This is a genomic window from Nocardia sp. NPDC087230 (assembly GCF_044744725.1).
GTDB classification, from domain to species: domain Bacteria; phylum Actinomycetota; class Actinomycetes; order Mycobacteriales; family Mycobacteriaceae; genus Nocardia; species Nocardia canadensis.
On the sequence record NZ_JBIUYV010000006.1, the window covers coordinates 327,935 to 346,838 of the forward strand.

Below are 18,904 nucleotides of genomic sequence, written 5' to 3' on the forward strand. Positions count from 1 at the left end.
AGCCCCCCCCCCCCCCGCCGCGGGGGGGGCGCGCCCCCCCCCGCCCCCCCCCCCCCCCCCGGGGGGGGGGGGGCCGCCCCCCCCCCCCCCCCCCCCCCCCCGCCGGTGCTCAGTCGGTCAGCATGCGCCCGATCGTGGCCGCGACCGCCGGGTGCGCGAGGTACTCGGCGATATCGTGCGCCCGCTCCTTGGGGTTCTCGACGGGCAGATCGAGCAGGTCGGGTCCCCATGCCTGGCGCAGCGGGCAGCCGATGGCGATCGGGTCGCCGGCGTACCAGGTGTTGAGCCAGTCGCCGATCCGGTCCGGCCGGTGCGGCCCGCCGGTGAGCAGCTTGCCGTAGACCCCGTCCAGGCCCAGCGGACTGCCCGCGGTGACGAGCAGGCGCACGGTCAGCTCCCTGGGCAGCTGGGTGAGCAGATCCATCGCCACCACCGTGCCCAGACTGTGGCTGACCAGCACGAGCTCACCGCTGGTCGGCATGTCGGCGAGCACGGTGTCGAGTACTCCCTTGCGGACCCTCTCGTCGTCGAGATAGGCCGCGACGTCCTGGAAGATCGCCCCGATGAGCAGCGAGTCCAGGCCACTGCGCGCGGCGATCCAGCCGAGCTGGTCGCGCACCCGGCCGAGGACGACCGAACCGAACCCGAAGCCCTCCTGGGCCATCGGGTCGCCTGCCTGCGCGGCGGTCGGCATGCCGAGGCGCTGGGCGGTCTCGGCGACCAGGCTCTCGTAGAGCTCCGATCCGGTCGCCACGGCCGCTTCGCGGGCGCCCAGGCTCGCGACGAGCTGGTCACCGTAGAAGGGGAAGTGGACGTCGGCGGGATCGATCGGGCTCAGGTCCGCGAGAGTGAGGCCCTTGTTCAGGCCCGCGGTCCAGCTGCGGCGCAGCTCGGCCGGGTCGCGGCCCTCCTGCCTGCGACCGTGCAGGAACACGACGCTGCGGTTGCCACCGAACGCGCTCGGCCTGCCGTGCGGACCGCGCACGATCGTCTCCGCCACCGAATCCGGTGGTGGCGCGGCGGCTGTCGGGTCGACGACCACGGCGTCGGCCGCCAGGCATGCGGCGGGGCCGAGTTCGTCGAGCAGCGCGCGCTGCCCGGGATCGAAGGTGCGGGAGCCGAGATCGCGCAGCAGCACACTCACGCGGATGCCTTCGTTGGCGACCCAGCGGATGGCGTCGTCACCGTCGCCGCCCTGCCACGGCTTGCCGTCCTTGCGCAGTACCCGGCCCTTGTCGTCCTTCTCGGGCACGCCGGCGTGGTGCAGGGCGACGATCTCCCATTGATCGTTGAAGACCGGCGACCCGGAGTTCCCCGGCTCGGTGTCGGAGGTGTAGTGCAGGAAGTCGTCGAGCTGCAGATCGAGCCGGTTGTCGCGGATCGAGATCTCCTTGAGCCTGCCCAGCGGATGACCGACGACGTTCATCGCCTCCCCGATGACGATCTTGCCCGGCTTGGCGATCAGCGGGTTCCAGCCGAAGGTGTTCCCCGGGGCCGTGCCGTCGGCACCGGGCGCCACTCGCACGAGGGTGTAGTCCAGGTGCCGGTCGGTGACGAAGAAGTCGCCCGGCGCGAGATCGAAGCGCACCGTCTGGGTCGGCACATTGTCGATACCGGCTTCCGCCGCGAATTCGATGATCACCGATCCGGCGACATCGACGCTGGGCAGCACATGGTTGTTGGTGAGCAGCAGCTGCGGCGAGACCAGCGACCCGGTGCCGATCGGCACCCGGCGGCCGTGGTCGGACAGCGAGATCCGGGCGACGGCGGCGGCCGCGCGGGTGCCACGGGTCAGGAAGTTGACGGCCTGCAGTTCGTTGGCGAAGCCGATGACCCGTTCCAGTGAGCCGATGCTGTCGAGCGGGTCCTGCCTGCCCAGCTCGATGACCGCCTGGGCGGGCACCTCGCCATTGCCCAGCAGCCGGTCGGCGCGGGCGAGGATCTGTTCCTCGGTGTCGACGACATCGGATTCGGACGCCTCGCGTTTGCGGGTCACCTCGTCGCGCTCGGTCGCGCTGTCGGCGAACCGCCGCGACGCGGCGTTCATCTGCTCGCGCCATGCGGCGGTGCGGGTGTCGCTTTCGGTATCCATGGGTCACCTCGCCCGGAGAAGGATGCAGCTGGTTCCCTCAGCGTGGGCTGGTGATCCGGTGCCGGACACGAGTAGCCGACCACTCGATTTTCGGCCTACCGCGCCCACCGGGAGGAGCAAGGCGGCCGCACCACGAATCCGTTGATCCTGCGGACGCGGGCGACCATACTTCGAGAGTAGGCCGCGCGGCATGTCGCCCGGCCCAGCGTGGGCGCCCGACGTGCATCCGGATCGTCACGATCAGGGAGTTCTCATGACCACCAGCGCATCGTGCGGACGACGGTCCCGGCGGCGCACCGGCATCGTTGTCGCGGTTCTCGCCGCGGCCGCGCTCGCCGGGTGCGGCACCAGTACCGAACCGTCCGATCCGACCCGCCCCACCCCCACCCAGATACCGGAGATCGGCACCGCTGCCGCCGATCAGCTGTGCGACATGCTGCGCGCCGAGATCGACAACTGGCGGCAGCAGGGCACCGCCGTCGCCCGGGTGTCCTACAACGGCACCGTGCACAACTGGGCGTTGCGCAACGGCGCCATCAACACCGCGATCACGCTCAACCGCGGCGCGATCGACACCGTCACCATCCAGCGTTGCCCGGATGTCCGTGACCAGGTGCTGGCCACGCTCGACATCAGCGATCTCGCCTCCGGTCTGGCCGGATTCTGACTCAGACCGCGGCGCCGGTGCCGAACCACTGCTCGGCGAGCTCCGCGGAATCGGTGCCGAGCACGTGCCCGATCGACTCCCAGGACGCGCCCGTCGCGCGGACGAAGCGCACGGCCTCGACGAGCCGCTGACGCGCAGACTCCGAGTCCTGGAACGCCAGCCGCACCGGCATCAGCGCCCGCATCTCGAACTGATGGCACTCCCAGTCGTCGAGGACGAGCCGGGTCAGGGTGGGGTCGAGCCTGCCGGACGGGCTGTGCAGGCGGCGATCGGCGGGCGCGTGGCCGAGCGGATGCGCCGAGCGCCGCCAGGGCCGCCCACGCCATCGGCCGCAGGAACACTGCGCGCGCCAGCCGATCGGGTCGCGCGCGTCGTCGTCGACGATGTCGACGACCCATCCGTGATGACACTCGAACACAGCATTCATACCGACTCCGATGTCGATTCCTACCGACTCGGCCCACAGAATCCGACCGACTGGTGTGTGAGACTGGTCTTCCCAGGTACTCACCATCGACGTCTTCGCGGCACGGCGCAACCACCCCACCCCGATATTGGGACCAATCACACAACCGCGGGACCGGGCATGGGATCACCGGTACGATCCGGTCGCCGCACCGGCGGCACGGCGACCGGCCGCGGGATCAGCGCAGCGTGACGGTGGTCGGCAGCGCGGCGAAGCCCCGGTTGTTCGACGAGTGGATGCGCACCAGGTTGTCGGTGTCGATCTCGTAGTCGGCCACCGCGGCGACGATCTCCTGCAGCGCCACCCGCAGCTCCAGCTGGGCCAGGTTCATGCCCAGACAGTGGTGGCGGCCCGCGCCGAAGGCGAGCGAGGCGCTGGTATCGCGGTCCAGATCGAAGCTGTCGGGGTTGTCGAAGACCGCCTCGTCGCGATGCGCCGAGCCGGTCAGCAGCAGGATGCGGGCCTGGGCCGGGATCTCGACGCCGTGCAGCTCGATCGGCGTCGTGGTGGTGCGCAACTGGGCCTGGGTGGCCGGGTCGTAGCGCATGGACTCCGCGATCCAGTCGTCGACGCGGCCGTCGAAGGCGGCGCGGCGCTGATCGGGGTGCAGCGCGGCGCTGTGCCAGGCGTTGCCGAGGGTCAGCATGACCGTCTCGATGCCCGCCCCGACGAGCAGGATAAGCACCCCGACGATCTCCTCGGGCGTGAGCCGGTCGTCGCCGTCGGCGGCGTCGAGCAGACCCGAGAGCAGATCGTCGCCGCGCTGCTGACTGCGCGCGATGGTCAGCTCCGTGTAGTACCCGACCAGCGCCCCGATCGCGGCCATCGCCTCCGGCCGTAGATCGGTCGACTCGGCGTCGGTGTACATGATCTCCATGCCGAGCTTGCGCAGCAGTTCCCGATCCTGTTCCGGCACACCGACCAGTTCGGAGATGACGTCGGTCGGGAAGGGACCGGCGAACTCGGCGATCAGGTCGAAGCTGCCGCGCTCGAGCAGCGGCCGCAGGGTGCGCCGGGCGATCTCGCGCAGGCGCGGCTCGAGGCTCTGCACCCGGCGCTGGGTGAACGCCCGGACGACGAGTTCGCGCATCCGGGTGTGCTTGGGCGGGTCCATCGCCACGAACGAGAAGAACTTCTCCGCCTGCGGTCCCCAGAACGCCGGCTCCATCCGCAGGCCGTTGGCGCTCGAGAACCGCTCCGAATCGCGCAACGCCGCCCGGACGTCGGCGTGCCGCGACAGGGCCCAGAAGTCGTCGGTGTCGTTGCGGTAGACGGGGGACTCACTGCGCAACCTGGCATAGTACGGATACGGATCGGCATGGACAGCGAAGTCGTAGGGGCTGAACTGCAGGGGCATGGCCGTGCCTTTCGCGGCGGCGGGACCAGCCACGCCACCACCGGTCTCGAGTCGGGCTGACAGGGACGACCGTAGTCGAGAGAAGGGAAGTGCGCCGTGGACTTCGAGGCCGCTGCCGACCGGGTGGACGTCACCAAACCGCACCCTGCCCGCCGGTACGACTACTGGCTGGGCGGCAGCGCCCATTTCGAAGCGGACCGCAAGTCGGCCGACGCCGTCGCCGAGGCGTTCCCCTCCATCCATTTCGCCGTCCTGGAGAACCGCAGTTTCCTTCGTCGCGCGATTCCCTACCTCGTGCAGACGGTGGGCATCCGCCAGTTCCTCGACATCGGCACCGGACTGCCGACCGCGGGCAATGTCCACGAACTCGCCCAGGAGATCGCCCCGGAAGCCCGCGTCGTCTACGTCGACAACGACCCGATCGTCCTCTACCACGCCCGCGACCTGCTCGACAGCTCCCCGAGTGGCGCGACCGCCTACATCGACGCCGACCTGCGCGACCCCGCCTCGATCCTCGAGCATCCGGCTCTACACGGCACCCTCGACCTCGACCGGCCGGTGGCCCTCATGCTCTGCGCGGTGCTGCACTTCCTCACCGACGAGATGCACCCCTACGAGATCGTGCGCGAACTCTGCGCGGCCCTGCCCTCGGGCAGCTACCTCACCATGACCCACGCCACCGACGACCACCTGTCTCCCGAGGACCTCGCGGCGAACGTCGCCGCCAACGAACGCAGCGGCGTCCCGTTCCGGCTCCGCTCGACCGCCGAGTTCACCCGTTTCTTCGACGGCCTCGAGCTCGTCTCACCGGGCATCACCTCGGTGATCGACTGGCGGCCCACCGAATGGCGCCCGCACCCGCGCAAGGAAGCGGTCTCGATGCTGTGCGGGATGGCCCGGATCCCCTAGCTGGCGCGCGAGATCCACGCGAGGAGTTCGTTCTCCACCTCGTCGCGGTTGATCTCGTTGAGGATCTCGTGGCGGGCGTTCGGATAGACGCGATAGGTGACGTCGGTGAGCCCCGCGTCGCGATACCGCTCGACCTGCAGAGCACTCAGTCGCGCACCGACGGTGAGCGGATCGCGGTCACCGACCATGACATACAGCGGCAGGTCGGTCCTGATGCCGCGCGGCCGGGCCAGCCGTTCGGTGCCCGCCCTGGCCAGCAGCGCCATGTTCGCCGCGTCGATTTCGAATCCGCACCACGGGTGGGCCAGGTAGGCGTCGACCTGGGCCTCGTCGCGGCTGAGCCAGTCGGCGGTGGTGCGCACGGGCTGGAATTCCCGGTTGAACAGGCCGAGCAGATCGCCGTCGGCGGCGGCGATCTCGATGAACAGCTCGTCGACCGCGGTGGTGCCGCACAGGACGGCGGCGTCGACGAGCGCGTCGTGATCGAGCAGATACTGCTGGACCGCGAACGAACCGAGGCTGTGCCCGAACAGCACCACGCGGCGCCCGGGATGGGTCTCGCGCAGGATCGTGGTCAGCGCGGCCATGTCCTCGACGAGCAAGTTCCAGCCGTTGTCGCCCAGGTCACCGGGCACCCCGGTCATGCTGTGGCCGTGTCCGCGGTGGTCGGCGGCGTAGACCGCGTAGCCGAGCCCGGCGAGACGCTCGGCGAGATGGCTGTAACGCGCGGCGTACTCGCCCATGCCGTGCGCGATCTGGACCACGCCGGTGACGTCGTCCCCGGCGGGCAGCCAGGAGCGGACGTGGATGGTCGTGCCGTCGCTGCTGGTGTAGGTGAACATGGATCACTCCTGTGTGATGTGCGGGAAATGTGGTGCGGGAGCGGGTTTCACGGCCGGGCGATGGCGCGTTTGAGGATCTTGCCGGTCGGCCCGGTGGGCAGCGCGTCGAGCAGCCACACCTGGCGTGGGTACTTGTAGGCGGCGACCCGGACCCGGACGAACTCCTGGATCTGCGCGCCGGTGCTGGTCGCGCCCTCGCACAAGGCGACCGCGGCCACGATCTCCTCGCCCAGATGCGCGTCGGCGATGCCGATCACCGCCGCCTGGGTGATCTCGGGATGCTCGTAGAGCACCTCTTCGATCTCGCGCGGATAGACGTTGTAGCCGCCGCGAATGATCATGTCCTTCTTGCGGTCGACGATGTAGAGGTAGCCGTCGTCGTCGCGGCGGGCGAGGTCACCGGTGCGGAACCATCCGTCGGGAATCGCGGCGGCGGTGTCGGCGGGGCGGCCCCAGTAGCCGAGCATCACGTTCGGGCCGCGCACCGCGATCTCCCCGACCCCGTCGATCCGATCGACGAGCTCGACCTCCACATCGCGGATCGGCGTACCGATCGATCCCGGCTTGCGCACCCGCCCCGCGTGGTTGAACGCGACGACCGGACTCGTCTCCGACAGCCCGTAGCCTTCGAGAATCACACAGCCGAAACGCTTTTCGAAGGCGTGCAGCAGTTCCATCGGCAACGAGGCGCCACCGGAGACGCAGCGGCGCAGGGTCGACACGTCCGCCGCGGCGGCTCCGGCATCGTGCAGCAGCGCCGAATACATCGTCGGCACACCGGCGAAGACGGTGACGCCGTCGCGGGCGATCGCCTCGAAGACCGCGCCGGGCTCGAAACGCGGCACCAGCGTCAGGCAGGCGCCGCTGCGGATCGCGGTGTTCATCGCGCAGGTCTGGCCGAAGGTGTGGAACAGCGGCAGACACCCGAGGATCACGTCGTCGGCGCCGATGTCGAGCACGGTCACGGCGTAGACGTCGGCGTTGTGGATCAACCCGGCGTGCGACAGCGCGGCGCCCTTGGGCGTCCCGGTGGTGCCGGAGGTGTAGAGGATCACCGCGGGGTCGTCGGCGGCGACCGGGCGATCGTCGCGGTCGGGGGCGTGCCCGGCGAGCAGTTCGGCCAGGCCGTCGGTGTCGATGGTGAGCACCGCCGTCTGCGCCTCGCGCGCCCCCTGCGGCCCCTCCCCCGGACCGCCGGCCCAGTCCAGCAGCAGCACCGCGGCCGAATCCCGCAGGTAATAGGCCACTTCGCGCGCTTTCAGCAGCGGGTTCATCGGCACGACGACCGCGCCGGCGCGCAGGATGCCGTAGTACAGCACGACGAACTCCGGCACGTTCGGCAGCATCAGCGCCACCCGATCCCCCGGGGCGATGCCGCGATCGCGCAGGAACGCGGCCACCAGGGCGGTGCGTTCGGCGAGTTCGTCGTAGGTGAGCACGGTCGCGCCGGCGCGCAGCGCGGGACGGGTCGGATAGCGGTGCGCGCAGCGCAGCAGGTTCTCGCTCAGAGCGGGCGTCGGCATGCGAAAAATCGTCGCACCGCTGTGACGCCGATCCCATGGATCGCCGGACAACATCGCCGCGACACCGTTGTCCGCGGGAACAATCACACCCCCGGTAAGCTGCGGAAATGGTTCGAATCTCGCCTCCGGGCCCGATCGTCGACGTCGCCGCGGCACTGCTCGCGCGTATCGACGATCTCGGGCTGCAGCTGGCCCGGCGCTTCGTCGCCGAACTCGACACCTACCGCGACGAGAACCTGGTGCCGTTCGCGACCATCCACACCTCCTGCACCCGCAATCTGACGCTGATGGTGCAGCACTTCACCACCGACGAGCCGGTGGATCCCGAGCCGCCGAAGGAGACGGGCAGGCTGCGCGCCCAGCAGGGGGTGCCGCTGGCCGAGACCCTGCACGCGTTCCGGATCGGGTTCGAATTCCTGTGGTCGGAGCTGGTCGCCGAGGCCAGGCGGCATCCGGCGGTCACCGACGCGGTGCTGGTCGATCTGGGCGCCGAGGTGTGGGCGCTGGCCGGGGAGTACTCCGTCGCCGTCGCCGCCGCGTACCGGGAGAGGAGCTCGGAGCTCATGCTGCAACGCGAGCACGAGCGCTCGGTACTGGTGGAGGCGCTGTTCACCGGCGTCATCGCCGATCCGGCCACGCTCGGCGAGGCGACCCGCATCCTGGGCCTGCCGCCGCGCGGCCGCTACGTCGTGGTGGCCGCGGAGGTCAGCGCGGCGGGCCGGGAGGCGCTGCCCGGCATCGAGTCGACCCTGCGCCACGCCCGGATCACCTCGGCCTGGCGGCTGCAGCCCGATCAGCAGATCGGCGTACTGGCACTGCCCGCCGACCGCGAGCCTGCCGCGCTGGCCGCCCTGCGCAAACACCGGGCCCGCATCGGCATGAGCCCACCGTACGAATCGCTCACCGAGACCCCGCAGGCGTGGCACTTCGCGCGCTTGGCGCTGGTCGGCCTCGCCGATCGCGCGTCCGGTGTCGCCCGGTTCGACGACAATCCGCTGGGCATGGTGGTCGCGGCCGCGCCGGTGGAGGCCGCGCATATGGTCGACATGCGCCTGCGCGAGGTGCTGGCCCTTCCCAACGACGAACGCGGCCGACTGCTCGAGACCCTCGAAACCTGGTTCGCCGCAGGCGGTTCCGCGACCAGGACCGGCGAACGGCTCTATCTGCACGCCAATACGGTGCGCTATCGTCTGCGGCGCGTCGAGAAGCTCACCGGCCGATCCCTCGCCGATCCCGCCGCCGTCCGCGATCTCGGTGCGGCACTGCAGGCATGGCAGGTCCTGGCGACGGTGCGCGCGCAGCGCTGAGCCGCGCGCTACAGCGCTTCCAGGCGCGCGGGCACGTGCTTGTGCCACGGCGTGCCGGCGAAGGCGTCCTTGTGGGCGGTGCTGGTCAATTCGTTCGGTGACACCCCCGCGCTGGTCGTGGTGCCGTCGCCGGCGGGGAAGTCCAGACCGTGCCCGTTGGGCAGCGCGATATTGCCCGCGCGCATCATGTCGCTGATCTCGACGGTCACGGTGGCCGTTCCGGTCTCGGTGACCAGCCGGGCCCGATCTCCGTCGGACACGCCGGCCGCGGCGGCGTCGTCGGCACTGACGCGCAGGTGCCCCTCGCGGTCGCGGCGGCGCCAGTCCGGGTTGCGCAAGATGGTGTTCGCGGTGAAGGACCGGCGTTCGCCCGCGGCGAGGACCAGCGGGAATTCCGGTGTGGTCCACGCTGTCCGCGCGGTGGGCAGCGCGCGGACCTGGTCGAGCAGGGTGTCGACGTCGAGGGTGAACCGGCGATCCTCGCGTTTGACGTAGTGCCACACGTCGTCCCAGGTGTCCTCGGTGAACACCACCCCCGACGGCGATGCCAGGATCGTGTCGAACAGCTCGTTCCCCGGCGTGAGGCCGCCGCCGGTGAACCCGGCGCGGCCGACGGCCTTCGGATTCGACAGCGCGCACAGCTGGCTCACTCCCCACAGCACCGCGGCGCCGCGCACCGCGGGATCGAGGGTGGCCCCGAGCGTTTCGTAGAGCAGGAACGGCACGACCTTGCCCAGCGCGGGGTCGGCGGCGACGGTCGCCAGGAAACTCGCGCCGAAGGTGGCGCGGCCGGTCTCGGCCGCCCGCCGCAGCCGGGTGATGGTCGCGTCGTCGACCACCCGCAGCCGGCGCAGCAGCCGCGCGTAGATCTCCGGCTCGGGCAGCGTGCCCGCGAGTGGTTCCAGCAGCGGCTTGCGCAGGTGGAAGACGTTGCGCGGGAACTCGAAATTGAAGAACGTGGCCTCGGGCTTCTCGAACTGGCTCGCGGCGGGCAGCACGTAGTCGGCCTGCCTGGCCGTCTCGGTGAACGCCACGTCGATCACGACGGAGAGCTCGGTGGCTCGCATCGCGTCCCGGAAACGCCGCGAGTCCGGCAGCGAATGCGCCGGGTTCGACGAGTCGATCCACAAGGCGCGGAACCGTTTCGGGTGCTCGGTGAGGATCTCGTCGGCGATCGAGTTGCACGGCACCAGCCCGCCGATGATCTTGGCCCCGGTGACGGGTGTGACCCGGTTACCACCGCCGCCGCCACCACCTCCGGCGAGCAGGCCACCCGCCAGCGGCACCACGGCGTCGAGCAGCGCGGACGCGCCCGCCTCGACGCCGGGTCGCAGCGCGCCGACCCGGGCCAGCGCGGGCAGCGTCGTCCCGACCGTGGCCGCGACCGCGGTGACCGCGCGGGCCGTCGCCTTCTTGCGCAGCTTGTCCAGCGCGCTCGGCGGCTTGCGTGGGCCCGACGGCGTCCCCGAGCCGCCGGCCAGCAGCGCGAACGACGAGTGCAGGAACATCGTCCCGGGCCGCCCGAAATTGCCGGTGACGATCCACAGCAGCTTGTTCAGGTAGGAGACCAGGGTGGAGTTGGGTGCCTGCTGGATGCCGAGATCCTCGTAGACGCACACGCTCGACGCGGTCGCGATCCGGCGGGCGGCGGCCCTGATCCGGTCGACCTCGACGCCGCTGATCGTGGCGAAGGCGGGAATGTCGATGTCCAGGAACGCCGCCCGGACCTCGTCGTACCCGGCGGTGTGCGCGGCGACGAACTCGGCGTCGACCAGATCCTCCTGGATGATCACCGCGACCAGCGCCGCCATCAGCCAGGCATCACGACCGGGGGCCACCCGCAGGTGGAAGTCGGCCATGGCGGCGGTCTCGCTGACCCGCGGGTCGATCACCACCATCGACCGCGCCGGGTCGCCCGCGACCTGCTTGAGGATCGGCCGTGCCCGCGGGAAACTGTGCGACTGCCAGGGATTCTTGCCGACGAAGACCAGCACCTCGGCATGCTCGAAATCGCCTTTGGTGTGGCCGCCGTAGAGACGTCCGTCGACCCAGATCTCGCCGGTCTTCTCCTGCGCCAGCGCATTCGAGTGATACCCCGACCCGAGCGCGCCCCGCAGCGCGAGCGCGTTGGCCGAGCCCAGGTGATTGCCCTGTCCCCCGCCACCGTAGAAGAAGATCGTGTCGCCACCGTGCTCGTCGCGCAGTGCGGCCAGCCGCGCGGCGATCTCGTCGAGCGCGGTGTCCCAATCGATCTCGCGGTAGCTGCCGTCGGCCTGCCGCTTCAGCGGGGTGGTCAGGCGATGGGGGCCGTTCTGGTACAGGTCGAGGCGCATCGCCTTCTCGCAGGTGTAGCCCGCCGACGCCGGGTGGGTCTTGTCGCCGCGGATCTTCGTCAGCCTGCGCCCGTCCAGTTCGACGGTGATGCCGCAGTTGCATTCACACAGGACGCACGCGGTCGCCTTCGGCTGCGTTTCCACCATGGGGACATCCTTCGCCGCGGTGACAGAGGTCGCCGTCACACCCGAGTAGTATGCTATGCAACATAACATAGCGGTGGGGCGCTTACCATGACAGTTGCCCGACCCGAGATCGCCGAAGGAGACCGCACCCGTGGGAGCCCGCACCAACACCCGGCAGAAGATGCTCTACAGCGCCGTGGAACTGCTGCGTGAACGCGGTGCGGCCGGGGTGACCGTCGATGCCGTGCTGGCCCGCAGCGGCGCGCCGCGCGGGTCGGTGTATCACCACTTCCCCGGCGGCCGGGCCCAGATCATGACCGAGTCGCTCGCGCTCGCCGGTGACACGATCGGCACGATCATCGATCAGGCGGCGGCGCGCGGATCGCGCACGGCCCTGCGCAGCATCAGCGAGTTCTGGACCTCGATCCTGGCGGCCTCCGATTTCGAGGCGGGCTGCCCGGTGGTCTCCGTGGCGGTGGGCGGCTCCTCCGACGACCGGCATCTGCGCCCGGAGATCGCCGAGATCCTGCGCCGCTGGCATCGCGCGCTGGACGCGGCCCTCGCCGCGGACGGCGTCGAGCCTGCGCGCGCGAGCCGCCTGGCCACGATGGCGATCGCGGCCGTGGAGGGCGCGGTCATCCTCTGCCGGGTCGACCGCTCCACCGAGCCGCTCGACGAGGTCGTCGCCGAGCTCGAGACCATGCTCGGCGCCGCCACCGGCCACGCGCTCTCACAGGTCGAGGACGAGAGTTCCCCCGTCGCACCGTGATACGCACGCGAGAGTCTTGCCCTCGGCGCGCTCGGCGTCGGTGAGCACGGTGTCGCGATGGTCGGGGTCTCCGGCCACCACCCGGACCACGCAGGTCCGGCAGAAGCCCTGACGGCAGGAATAGGGCTGATCGGGCCGGGCGCGCAGAAGGGCGGCGAGCATGGTCTCCTCGGCACCCACGTCGACGACTTCGCCGCTGCCCGCCAGCCGCACGGCGAACGGCCTGCCGTCCACGACGGGCGCGGGCGAGAAACGCTCCGAATGGAATTCGACGCCGTCGCGCTGTCTGACCGCGTTCAGCAGGGCCGCGGTCATCACGGTCGGTCCGCAGCAGTAGACCGCGCTGTCGCCGTCGACGCCGGCGAGCAGTTCCGCGGCGGTGGGGACGCCGTGCTCGGCATCGGTGCGCACCGTGACACGGTCACCGAACTCGGCGATCTCGTCGAGGAACGGCAGGGTCGCGCGGGTGCGGCCGCAGTAGAGCATCGTCCACGGCACGCCGAGCCGGTCGGCGGCCCTGGCCATGGTCAGGATCGGGGTGATGCCGATGCCGCCCGCCACGAAATGCAGTCGGCGCGCGGTGGATCCGCGCCCGGGCGGGGCGAACGGGAAGGCGTTGCGCGGACCACGCACCGTCAGTTCCGCGCCGACCGGCAGCGCGTCGTGCACCTCGATCGACCCGCCACCACCGGTGGGGATGCGGCGCACCGCGATCCGGTAGCCGCCCCGGTCGGCCGGATCGCCACACAGCGAGTACTGCCGGACGCGTCCCGAGGGCAGTTCCAGGTCGATGTGCGCGCCCGGCTGCCAGCGCGGCAGGGCGCGCCCCGACGGTGACTCGAGGCGCAGGCTCACCACGTCGGCGTCGGCCGCGACGATCGTCCGCTCGGTCACCCGCATCGGCAAGCGCCGGTCGTCCACCCCGGATTCGAGCCTGCCCCGGTTGATCAGCGTCGACAGGCCCACCTTCGCGGTGGCGATCCGGTCGATCACTCGTGTGGTCGGATCGTGGGCGTGCTTGCCGTAGAGGTCCGGCGGCAGCGTGGCGGGGACGTCGGGCCGGGTCACCGGTGTGCCGCCCTCGCCGCGGGCGACTTGGCCAGATACGCGATCGCCTGCTCGGTCGACCCGACAGTGTTCGGCGAGTAGCGCGGGTTGAACGTCGACAGCGCGCTGATCGCGAGCGCGCGCAGGCGCGGCAGCGCCCCGCGCCGCATCGCGCCGAGGATCCGCCACAGCAGCATCGGATAGCCGATGTTCGGCATGCCGGGGTCCTGGTTGATCAGGTAGCGGGTGCCGCGCAGGATCAGCACGAGCAGGATCGGGATGACGATCATCATCATCACCGCGCGCCGCAGGTAGCCCGCGCCGAAGTAGATCGCCACATCGTGGGCGACATTGCGGTGTTCGACCTCTTCGGCGCCGTGCCAGCGGAACAGGTCGAGCATGCGCGGATCGGCGTGGTGTTTCTCCAAGTCGGCGTTGAGGATCCAGTCGCCGAGCCAGGCGAAGAAGTGCTCGAGGCTGGCGATGAAGGTCAGCCGCTCCACCATCCGCACCTCGGTCGCGGCGGTGCCCGCGTCCCGGGCGCCGAGGGTGTTGCGGAAGACGAATTCCATCTGCCGCACATACGGCGCGGTGTCGATGCCGTGCGCGGCCAGCACCCCGGCCAGCACCTTCTGGTGGGTCTCGGCGTGCATCGACTCCTGGCCGATGAAGCCGAGCATGTCCTCACGCAGCTTGGCGTCCTTCACATACGGCAGCGCCTCGGTGTAGGCCGCGCAGAACATCCGCTCCCCTTCGGGCAGTAGCAGATTCAGCGAGTTGACGACGTGCGAGGCGACCGGTTCGTCCGGCATCCACCGCAGGGCGGTGTCGGTCCAGTCGAACCGCACGTCGCGCGCGTGCAGCGCGACGTGCGCGGCCGGGGTCCGGCGGCGGCGAGACAACTTCATCGGGACTCCTCCGCGGACGCGGTGCGGGCAGCGGCGCCGGCGCGCAGGAAACTGCCGGTGCCCCAGGCGGTGCCGAGCCCGTCGGCGAGCGCGCCGCGCGCGAACACCCGCTTGCCGCCGACGACGGTGGCCACGACGGCGTCGTCGTTGCGGTTGACCATGCGGTCCAGCCCGAATTCCGGCAGCGGCGCCTCGTGCAGCTCGTGCACCCGGGCGTCGAGACCGGCGGGATCGAGGACGAGCAGGTCGGCGCGGTCGCCTTCGCGCAGGTGACCGGCATCGATGCGGAACCAGTCGGCCAGTTCACCGGTGAGCCGGTGCACGGCCCGCTCCACACTCAGGAACGGCGTGCCCGCTTCCTGCGCGCGCAGCACGCGTTCGAGCAGGCGCAGCGGATAGTTGTAGAAGGCCATGTTGCGCAGGTGCGCGCCCGCGTCGCCGAAGCCCATCTGCACGCCGCTGCTGGCGGCGAGCTTGTTCAGGTAGCCGGGCCGGTCGTTGGCGATGGTGGTGCGCCAGCGCAGCGCCGAGCCGTGTTCGACGACCAGGTCGAGGTAGGCGTCGACCGGATGCAGCCCACGGTCCTTGCCGACCCGGCCGATCGACTTGCCGACTACCGAGGCGTCGGGGCAGGCGATGATCTCGGCGTCGAAGAAGTCGCGGTGCCAGATACGCGGGGTGAACTTGTTGTCGTACTGGCGGCGGAACCAGCGCCGGTAGGACTCCTCGCGCAGCAGCGCGTTGCGCTCGACCTGGTCCTTCAGGTGCAGCGCGGCCGCGCCGGCGCCGAACTCCTCGAAGACCACCAGATCGATGCCGTCGGCGTACACCGTGAACGGCACCGGCAGGTGCTGCCAGCGGAAGTCGGTGCGTGCGAAGCGGTTCAGCAGCGGCGCGACCGTGAGCATGAACCACACCAGCGGCGGATAGGCCTTGGAGTCGGCGGCCGAGAGCAGCGAGGTACGCAGCGGGCGACGGCCGATTCCCGCGCTGGCCAGGAAGAACTTGGCGATGTTCGGGCGCAGGCTCACCGTCGGCGCGCTCTGCAGGATGCGGCGGTGGCGGCGCAGCACCCGAGTGAGCGCGCGCACCTCCTTGCCGCGCGCGTAGGTCGAGGGCAGCGAGCGCGAGCGGTACTCGTCGCCGTCGATCTTGTCGAGCGGGTTCGACATCGACGACAGACCGAGGAAGCCCGCCGCGATCGCCTCGCCGAGCAGTTCCTGCATCCGCTCGATCTCGGCGGCGGTCGGTTCGGTGTCGCGGGTGACGGCGCGACCGAGCCCGAGCACATGGGTGCGCAGATCCGAATGCCCCAGGAACGCCGCGATATTCGGCCCGAGCGGCAGTTCGTCGATCGCCTTGGCGTATTCGGCCGGACCCGACCAGGTCCGGACGCGGTCGAGGGTGTCGTAGACCGCATCGCGCGGCACGGCCTCGACCCGGCTGAAGATGTCGGCGCAGTCGGTGTTGGAGGCCAGCACCGTCGACAGCGAGCAGTTGCCGATGACGACGGTGGTGACACCGTGGCGCAGCGACTCCGACAGTTCCGGCTTGATCAGCACCTCGGCGTCGTAGTGGGTGTGCACGTCGACGAAGCCGGGCAGGACCCATTTGCCGTCGGCGTCGATCACCTCGGTGCCGGGGCCGACGGGCAGCGGCTCGGCCGACACCCGCCGCACCACACCGCCGGTGATGCCGAGGTGGCGCCGTCGCGCGGGCGCTCCGGTGCCGTCGAACCAGGTGCCGCCGGTGATGACGAGATCGAAATCGGTCATGGGAGAACTACTTTCCGGTGTCGATCGAGTGCGCCGTGATGAACTTGTCCGCGTAGTCCGCGATCGCGCCGGGGTCGGCGAAGGGCAGCCAGTGGCCGCGCGGCAGGTCGTGGCGGATCAGTTCGTCGGCCCAGTCCTCGTAGCCGTCGTAGCCGGCCGGGCGCACGGCGATATCGCGGGTGTTGACGATCAGCTGCACGGGCACCGCGGTGCGGCGGTCGCGCGGGGAGAACATCCGGGGCAGGATGTTGGCCTTGTAGAAGCGCAGGCCCGAGACCATGTCGCGGCGCAGGGTCGCGGCCACGGTGACCTGCTCGGGCCGGATGCCCTCGACCAGGCGCAGGAACAGCCGCCACATCCGCGCCGAGCCGGCGACCCGGAAGAACAGGCCGGGCAGCACCGGCAGCATGAAGAACCCGGTGTAGGCCGAGGACAGGCCCTGAGCCAGCGTGTTCCACACCGCGCGCGGGGTCGGCGTGCGCAGCGGCGCCCGCAGGAATTTGCCGAGATGGTCGAGATTGGGGCCGGAGATCGAGGTGAACGAGGCGACGAATTCGTCGGCGCCGTGCTCGCACACCGCCTCCCAGACCTGGACCGAGCCCCAGTCGTGCGCGACGACGTGCACCGGCTGTTCCGGGCTGAGCTGATCGACGACGGCGAAGAAGTCGGTCGCGAGCCGGTCGAGGCGATACGCCGACACCGCGCGCGGCGCGCTGGACTCGCCGTACCCGCGAGTGTCGTAAGCGAGCACGCGGTATCGGTCCGCCAGCAGCGCGATCACGCCGTCCCACAGGTGGTGGGTGTCCGGCCAGCCATGCACCAGTACCACGGGTACACCGTCCGGCGGTCCGTACTCGAAGACGGCGAGTTCGATGTCACCGTTGCCGACCCGATGCTGTCGCCGTGGTTCGGGTCGGACACTGGGCTGATGGTCGAGGTGAGCCGCCATGGGAATTCCTTCTGGACACGTGCGCCACTGCACGATGTACTCCGGGTTCTCTTTCACGGTACCGCCGGTACCGTCGGTGAGTTTCCAGGGCGGGCGGCGGTCCTGTCAAGGACGGCTGTGATCGCGGCGGGGTCGGCGCGGCTGGAACTGCCGGTATGCTGCCGATACGGCATCGGGCGACGCGGAGAGAACAAAGGACATGTCGATGACATCGGGGCGTTCGGCCGCGCGGATCCTCTCGCGCGACGATGTCGTCCGCGGGGCGATCCGCGCCATCGGCCGCGACGGCGCGCAGGTGACGATGGGGGCGATCGCGGCCGAAGTGGGCGTCGCGAAGCCACGGCTGTACCGGATGTTCACCGACAAGTCCGACCTCGACCGGGCGGTCGCGGACTGGCTGGTCGACCAGATCTACCGGGCGGTGGCGCCGGATCTGTCACTGATGATGCAGACCCGCAGGGCGACCGTGCACCAGTTCCTGACCGCCGCCACCGAGGTCGTGCTCACCCACCCGAACGTGTTCCGCTACGTCGCGATCACCCAGAGCATCCCGCCCGGCGACGGCTCGGCCCGCCCGCTCGACGTGGGCAGGCGGCTGTCCGGCGACCTCGCCGAACGCACCAGAACGCTCTTCGCCGCGGTCGGGCTGGACACCGACGGCGTCGATCACCTGGCCCGTGGCATCGTCGGCTTCCTCGTCGCGGTCACCGACCTGTGGCTCGACGTACCGGGCACCCCGGATCCCACCGCCACCCAGGAATTCATCGAGCGCAGCACCGACTCGGTCTGTCAGCTCCTGGACGGCTTTCTGCGCGGCAAGGGCGTCACCGTCGACCCGGATCAGCCCGTCGTCGAAACCCTCGCCGCGATCTCCCAGGGTCTCCCCCAGGCTTGATGCCGCGCTCAGCCGCGCTGGTGGCGGCTCTCGTAGGCGGCGCGCTCGGCGTCGGCGCGGCGGCGTTCGGCCTCGTCGGCCAGTTCCGGATCGAAGCCGTGGCTGACCAGACGGTGACGCCGGTAGACGTAGACCAGGGCGACGGTGAAGTAGACCAGCGGCAGATAGAGCAGGGCCATCATCGACAGCCCCATCCAGAGCGGGCCCGGGACCAGCAGGAACAGGCACAGGATCGGCAGGACGGGCAGCAGGAAGCGCATCAGGTAGCGGCGGGTGGCGCCGGGACCGGTCAGGTCGGCCAGGACCCAGTCCGACATCGAGGGCGGCAGGGTGCCGCCGGTGACGTAGCGCACGCGCTGCCAGAGATTGGGGGTCGAGGCGGTCATTGGTGCTCCCTCACGTCCGATGCGCGTCGCGCGGCCGCGTTGACCCGGCCGAGGACATCGCGCAATTCTTCCAGATCGGCCAGACTCACGCCCAGCCGGTCGACGACGGCGGGCGGGATCTGTTCGGCCTGCCGACGCAGGTCACGACCCGCGTCGGTGAGATCGATGTGCAGCGTCCGCTCGTCGTGCGGATCACGGCGGCGAGTGATGAGACCGGCCGACTCGAGCCGCTTGAGCAGCGGCGACAGCGTCGCCGAGTCGAGCTGGATCGCCTCGGCGACCGCCTTGACCGACATCGGCGCCTCGCCCCACAGGGCCAGCATCACCAAGTACTGCGGATGGGTCAGGCCGAGCGGTTCGAGCAGCGGCCGGTAGACCGCCAGCACCGATCGGTTGGCCACCGCCAGGGCGAAACACACCTGCCGGTCGAGCCGCAACGGGTCGTCGAGCTCCTGCATGGTCCACCGCCTTCCTTCGTCCACACACTATTGTGCCACTAATAGTTAGTGCAATAACTATTAGTGGCGTCACAGACCGTGCGGCCGAGGGCGCT

The 18,904-nt window shown here is 70.4% G+C and carries 17 protein-coding genes; 5 read left to right on the top strand and 12 right to left on the bottom strand.

Going from position 1 to position 18,904, the window contains the following annotated elements; genetic code table 11:
* Positions 1-109: 109 nt before the first annotated feature.
* Positions 110-2,092 (bottom strand): trypsin-like serine peptidase, encoded by a 1,983-nt coding sequence (locus tag ACIO52_RS22465; RefSeq protein WP_402646455.1) that lies wholly within the window; start codon positions 2,090-2,092, stop codon positions 110-112.
* 253 nt (positions 2,093-2,345) lie between these two features.
* Between ACIO52_RS22465 and ACIO52_RS22470 the strand changes: the two genes are divergently transcribed.
* Positions 2,346-2,759 (top strand): hypothetical protein, encoded by a 414-nt coding sequence (locus ACIO52_RS22470; protein WP_218721007.1) that lies wholly within the window; start codon positions 2,346-2,348, stop codon positions 2,757-2,759.
* Position 2,760: 1 nt separating this feature from the next.
* Here ACIO52_RS22470 and ACIO52_RS22475 read toward each other — a convergent pair whose 3' ends face one another.
* A complete protein-coding gene (locus ACIO52_RS22475) occupies positions 2,761-3,186 on the bottom strand; it encodes a hypothetical protein (RefSeq protein ID WP_316574180.1) in 426 nt (141 codons plus the stop codon).
* A 217-nt stretch (positions 3,187-3,403) separates the two neighbouring features.
* Entirely contained in the window at positions 3,404-4,582 is a 1,179-nt protein-coding gene (locus tag ACIO52_RS22480; RefSeq protein WP_342801820.1) for a cytochrome P450, read from the bottom strand.
* A gap of 96 nt (positions 4,583-4,678) precedes the next feature.
* Between ACIO52_RS22480 and ACIO52_RS22485 the strand changes: the two genes are divergently transcribed.
* Positions 4,679-5,491, top strand: coding sequence for an SAM-dependent methyltransferase (locus ACIO52_RS22485; protein ID WP_308248633.1), 813 nt, complete (start codon positions 4,679-4,681; stop codon positions 5,489-5,491).
* On the opposite strand, the gene ACIO52_RS22490 is transcribed toward ACIO52_RS22485, so the two are convergent.
* Together ACIO52_RS22490 and ACIO52_RS22495 are read right to left on the bottom strand one after the other, a co-directional pair.
* Positions 5,488-6,333, bottom strand: coding sequence for an alpha/beta fold hydrolase (locus tag ACIO52_RS22490; RefSeq protein WP_218721004.1), 846 nt, complete (start codon positions 6,331-6,333; stop codon positions 5,488-5,490). The genes ACIO52_RS22485 and ACIO52_RS22490 overlap by 4 nt on opposite strands.
* A gap of 47 nt (positions 6,334-6,380) precedes the next feature.
* The gene (locus tag ACIO52_RS22495; RefSeq protein ID WP_218721003.1) at positions 6,381-7,856 is read right to left on the bottom strand and encodes a long-chain fatty acid--CoA ligase; all 1,476 of its coding nucleotides are present in this window, start codon (positions 7,854-7,856) and stop codon (positions 6,381-6,383) included.
* A 107-nt stretch (positions 7,857-7,963) separates the two neighbouring features.
* Here ACIO52_RS22495 and ACIO52_RS22500 point away from each other — a divergent pair, with 107 nt between their 5' ends.
* A complete protein-coding gene (locus tag ACIO52_RS22500; RefSeq protein WP_402646461.1) occupies positions 7,964-9,163 on the top strand; it encodes a PucR family transcriptional regulator in 1,200 nt (399 codons plus the stop codon).
* A gap of 8 nt (positions 9,164-9,171) precedes the next feature.
* On the opposite strand, the gene ACIO52_RS22505 is transcribed toward ACIO52_RS22500, so the two are convergent.
* Entirely contained in the window at positions 9,172-11,643 is a 2,472-nt protein-coding gene (locus tag ACIO52_RS22505; protein WP_402646462.1) for a molybdopterin-dependent oxidoreductase, read from the bottom strand.
* 160 nt (positions 11,644-11,803) lie between these two features.
* On the opposite strand from ACIO52_RS22505, the gene ACIO52_RS22510 reads away from it, so the two are divergent.
* Positions 11,804-12,391 (top strand): TetR/AcrR family transcriptional regulator, encoded by a 588-nt coding sequence (locus ACIO52_RS22510; protein WP_218717908.1) that lies wholly within the window; start codon positions 11,804-11,806, stop codon positions 12,389-12,391.
* Here ACIO52_RS22510 and ACIO52_RS22515 read toward each other — a convergent pair.
* Genes ACIO52_RS22515 through ACIO52_RS22530 form a run of 4 tightly spaced genes read right to left on the bottom strand, consistent with a single transcriptional unit; the run spans position 12,353 to position 17,070 of the window.
* Positions 12,353-13,459 carry a PDR/VanB family oxidoreductase gene (locus ACIO52_RS22515; RefSeq protein WP_402646465.1) on the bottom strand — a complete coding sequence of 369 codons (1,107 nt, stop codon included), beginning with the start codon at positions 13,457-13,459 and terminating at the stop codon, positions 12,353-12,355. The two genes, ACIO52_RS22510 and ACIO52_RS22515, sit on opposite strands and share 39 nt — an antisense overlap.
* Positions 13,456-14,346: a metal-dependent hydrolase gene (locus ACIO52_RS22520; protein ID WP_402646468.1), complete on the bottom strand. Its 891-nt coding sequence runs from the start codon at positions 14,344-14,346 to the stop codon at positions 13,456-13,458. The genes ACIO52_RS22515 and ACIO52_RS22520 overlap by 4 nt, the downstream gene beginning before the upstream one ends.
* Positions 14,343-16,121, bottom strand: coding sequence for an amidohydrolase family protein (locus ACIO52_RS22525; RefSeq protein ID WP_402646471.1), 1,779 nt, complete (start codon positions 16,119-16,121; stop codon positions 14,343-14,345). Before ACIO52_RS22525 ends, ACIO52_RS22520 begins: the two co-directional genes overlap by 4 nt.
* A gap of 7 nt (positions 16,122-16,128) precedes the next feature.
* Positions 16,129-17,070 (bottom strand): alpha/beta fold hydrolase, encoded by a 942-nt coding sequence (locus tag ACIO52_RS22530; RefSeq protein WP_218717859.1) that lies wholly within the window; start codon positions 17,068-17,070, stop codon positions 16,129-16,131.
* Positions 17,071-17,275: 205 nt separating this feature from the next.
* On the opposite strand from ACIO52_RS22530, the gene ACIO52_RS22535 reads away from it, so the two are divergent.
* On the top strand, positions 17,276-17,965 hold the full coding sequence (locus ACIO52_RS22535) for a TetR/AcrR family transcriptional regulator (RefSeq protein WP_218717860.1): 690 nt from the start codon (positions 17,276-17,278) through the stop codon (positions 17,963-17,965).
* An 8-nt stretch (positions 17,966-17,973) separates the two neighbouring features.
* Here ACIO52_RS22535 and ACIO52_RS22540 read toward each other — a convergent pair whose 3' ends face one another.
* Both ACIO52_RS22540 and ACIO52_RS22545 read right to left on the bottom strand, forming a co-directional pair.
* A complete protein-coding gene (locus ACIO52_RS22540; RefSeq protein WP_218717861.1) occupies positions 17,974-18,351 on the bottom strand; it encodes a DUF5313 family protein in 378 nt (125 codons plus the stop codon).
* Positions 18,348-18,809 (bottom strand): MarR family winged helix-turn-helix transcriptional regulator, encoded by a 462-nt coding sequence (locus ACIO52_RS22545; protein WP_218717862.1) that lies wholly within the window; start codon positions 18,807-18,809, stop codon positions 18,348-18,350. The genes ACIO52_RS22540 and ACIO52_RS22545 overlap by 4 nt, the downstream gene beginning before the upstream one ends.
* Positions 18,810-18,904 lie beyond the last annotated feature (95 nt).

Excerpts from the sequence above, each read along its gene's own strand:
- ACIO52_RS22480 (WP_342801820.1), bottom strand. The coding sequence starts at position 4,582 with ATGCCCCTGCAGTTCAGCCCCTACGACTTCGCTGTCCATGCCGATCCG.
- ACIO52_RS22490 (WP_218721004.1), bottom strand. The coding sequence starts at position 6,333 with ATGTTCACCTACACCAGCAGCGACGGCACGACCATCCACGTCCGCTCC.
- ACIO52_RS22520 (WP_402646468.1), bottom strand. The coding sequence starts at position 14,346 with ATGAAGTTGTCTCGCCGCCGCCGGACCCCGGCCGCGCACGTCGCGCTG.
- ACIO52_RS22495 (WP_218721003.1), bottom strand. The coding sequence starts at position 7,856 with ATGCCGACGCCCGCTCTGAGCGAGAACCTGCTGCGCTGCGCGCACCGC.
- ACIO52_RS22540 (WP_218717861.1), bottom strand. The coding sequence starts at position 18,351 with ATGACCGCCTCGACCCCCAATCTCTGGCAGCGCGTGCGCTACGTCACC.
- ACIO52_RS22510 (WP_218717908.1), top strand. The coding sequence starts at position 11,804 with ATGCTCTACAGCGCCGTGGAACTGCTGCGTGAACGCGGTGCGGCCGGG.
- ACIO52_RS22470 (WP_218721007.1), top strand. The coding sequence starts at position 2,346 with ATGACCACCAGCGCATCGTGCGGACGACGGTCCCGGCGGCGCACCGGC.
- ACIO52_RS22465 (WP_402646455.1), bottom strand. The coding sequence starts at position 2,092 with ATGGATACCGAAAGCGACACCCGCACCGCCGCATGGCGCGAGCAGATG.
- ACIO52_RS22530 (WP_218717859.1), bottom strand. The coding sequence starts at position 17,070 with ATGGCGGCTCACCTCGACCATCAGCCCAGTGTCCGACCCGAACCACGG.
- ACIO52_RS22505 (WP_402646462.1), bottom strand. The coding sequence starts at position 11,643 with ATGGTGGAAACGCAGCCGAAGGCGACCGCGTGCGTCCTGTGTGAATGC.
- ACIO52_RS22535 (WP_218717860.1), top strand. The coding sequence starts at position 17,276 with ATGACATCGGGGCGTTCGGCCGCGCGGATCCTCTCGCGCGACGATGTC.
- ACIO52_RS22475 (WP_316574180.1), bottom strand. The coding sequence starts at position 3,186 with ATGAATGCTGTGTTCGAGTGTCATCACGGATGGGTCGTCGACATCGTC.
- ACIO52_RS22525 (WP_402646471.1), bottom strand. The coding sequence starts at position 16,121 with ATGACCGATTTCGATCTCGTCATCACCGGCGGCACCTGGTTCGACGGC.
- ACIO52_RS22545 (WP_218717862.1), bottom strand. The coding sequence starts at position 18,809 with ATGCAGGAGCTCGACGACCCGTTGCGGCTCGACCGGCAGGTGTGTTTC.
- ACIO52_RS22500 (WP_402646461.1), top strand. The coding sequence starts at position 7,964 with ATGGTTCGAATCTCGCCTCCGGGCCCGATCGTCGACGTCGCCGCGGCA.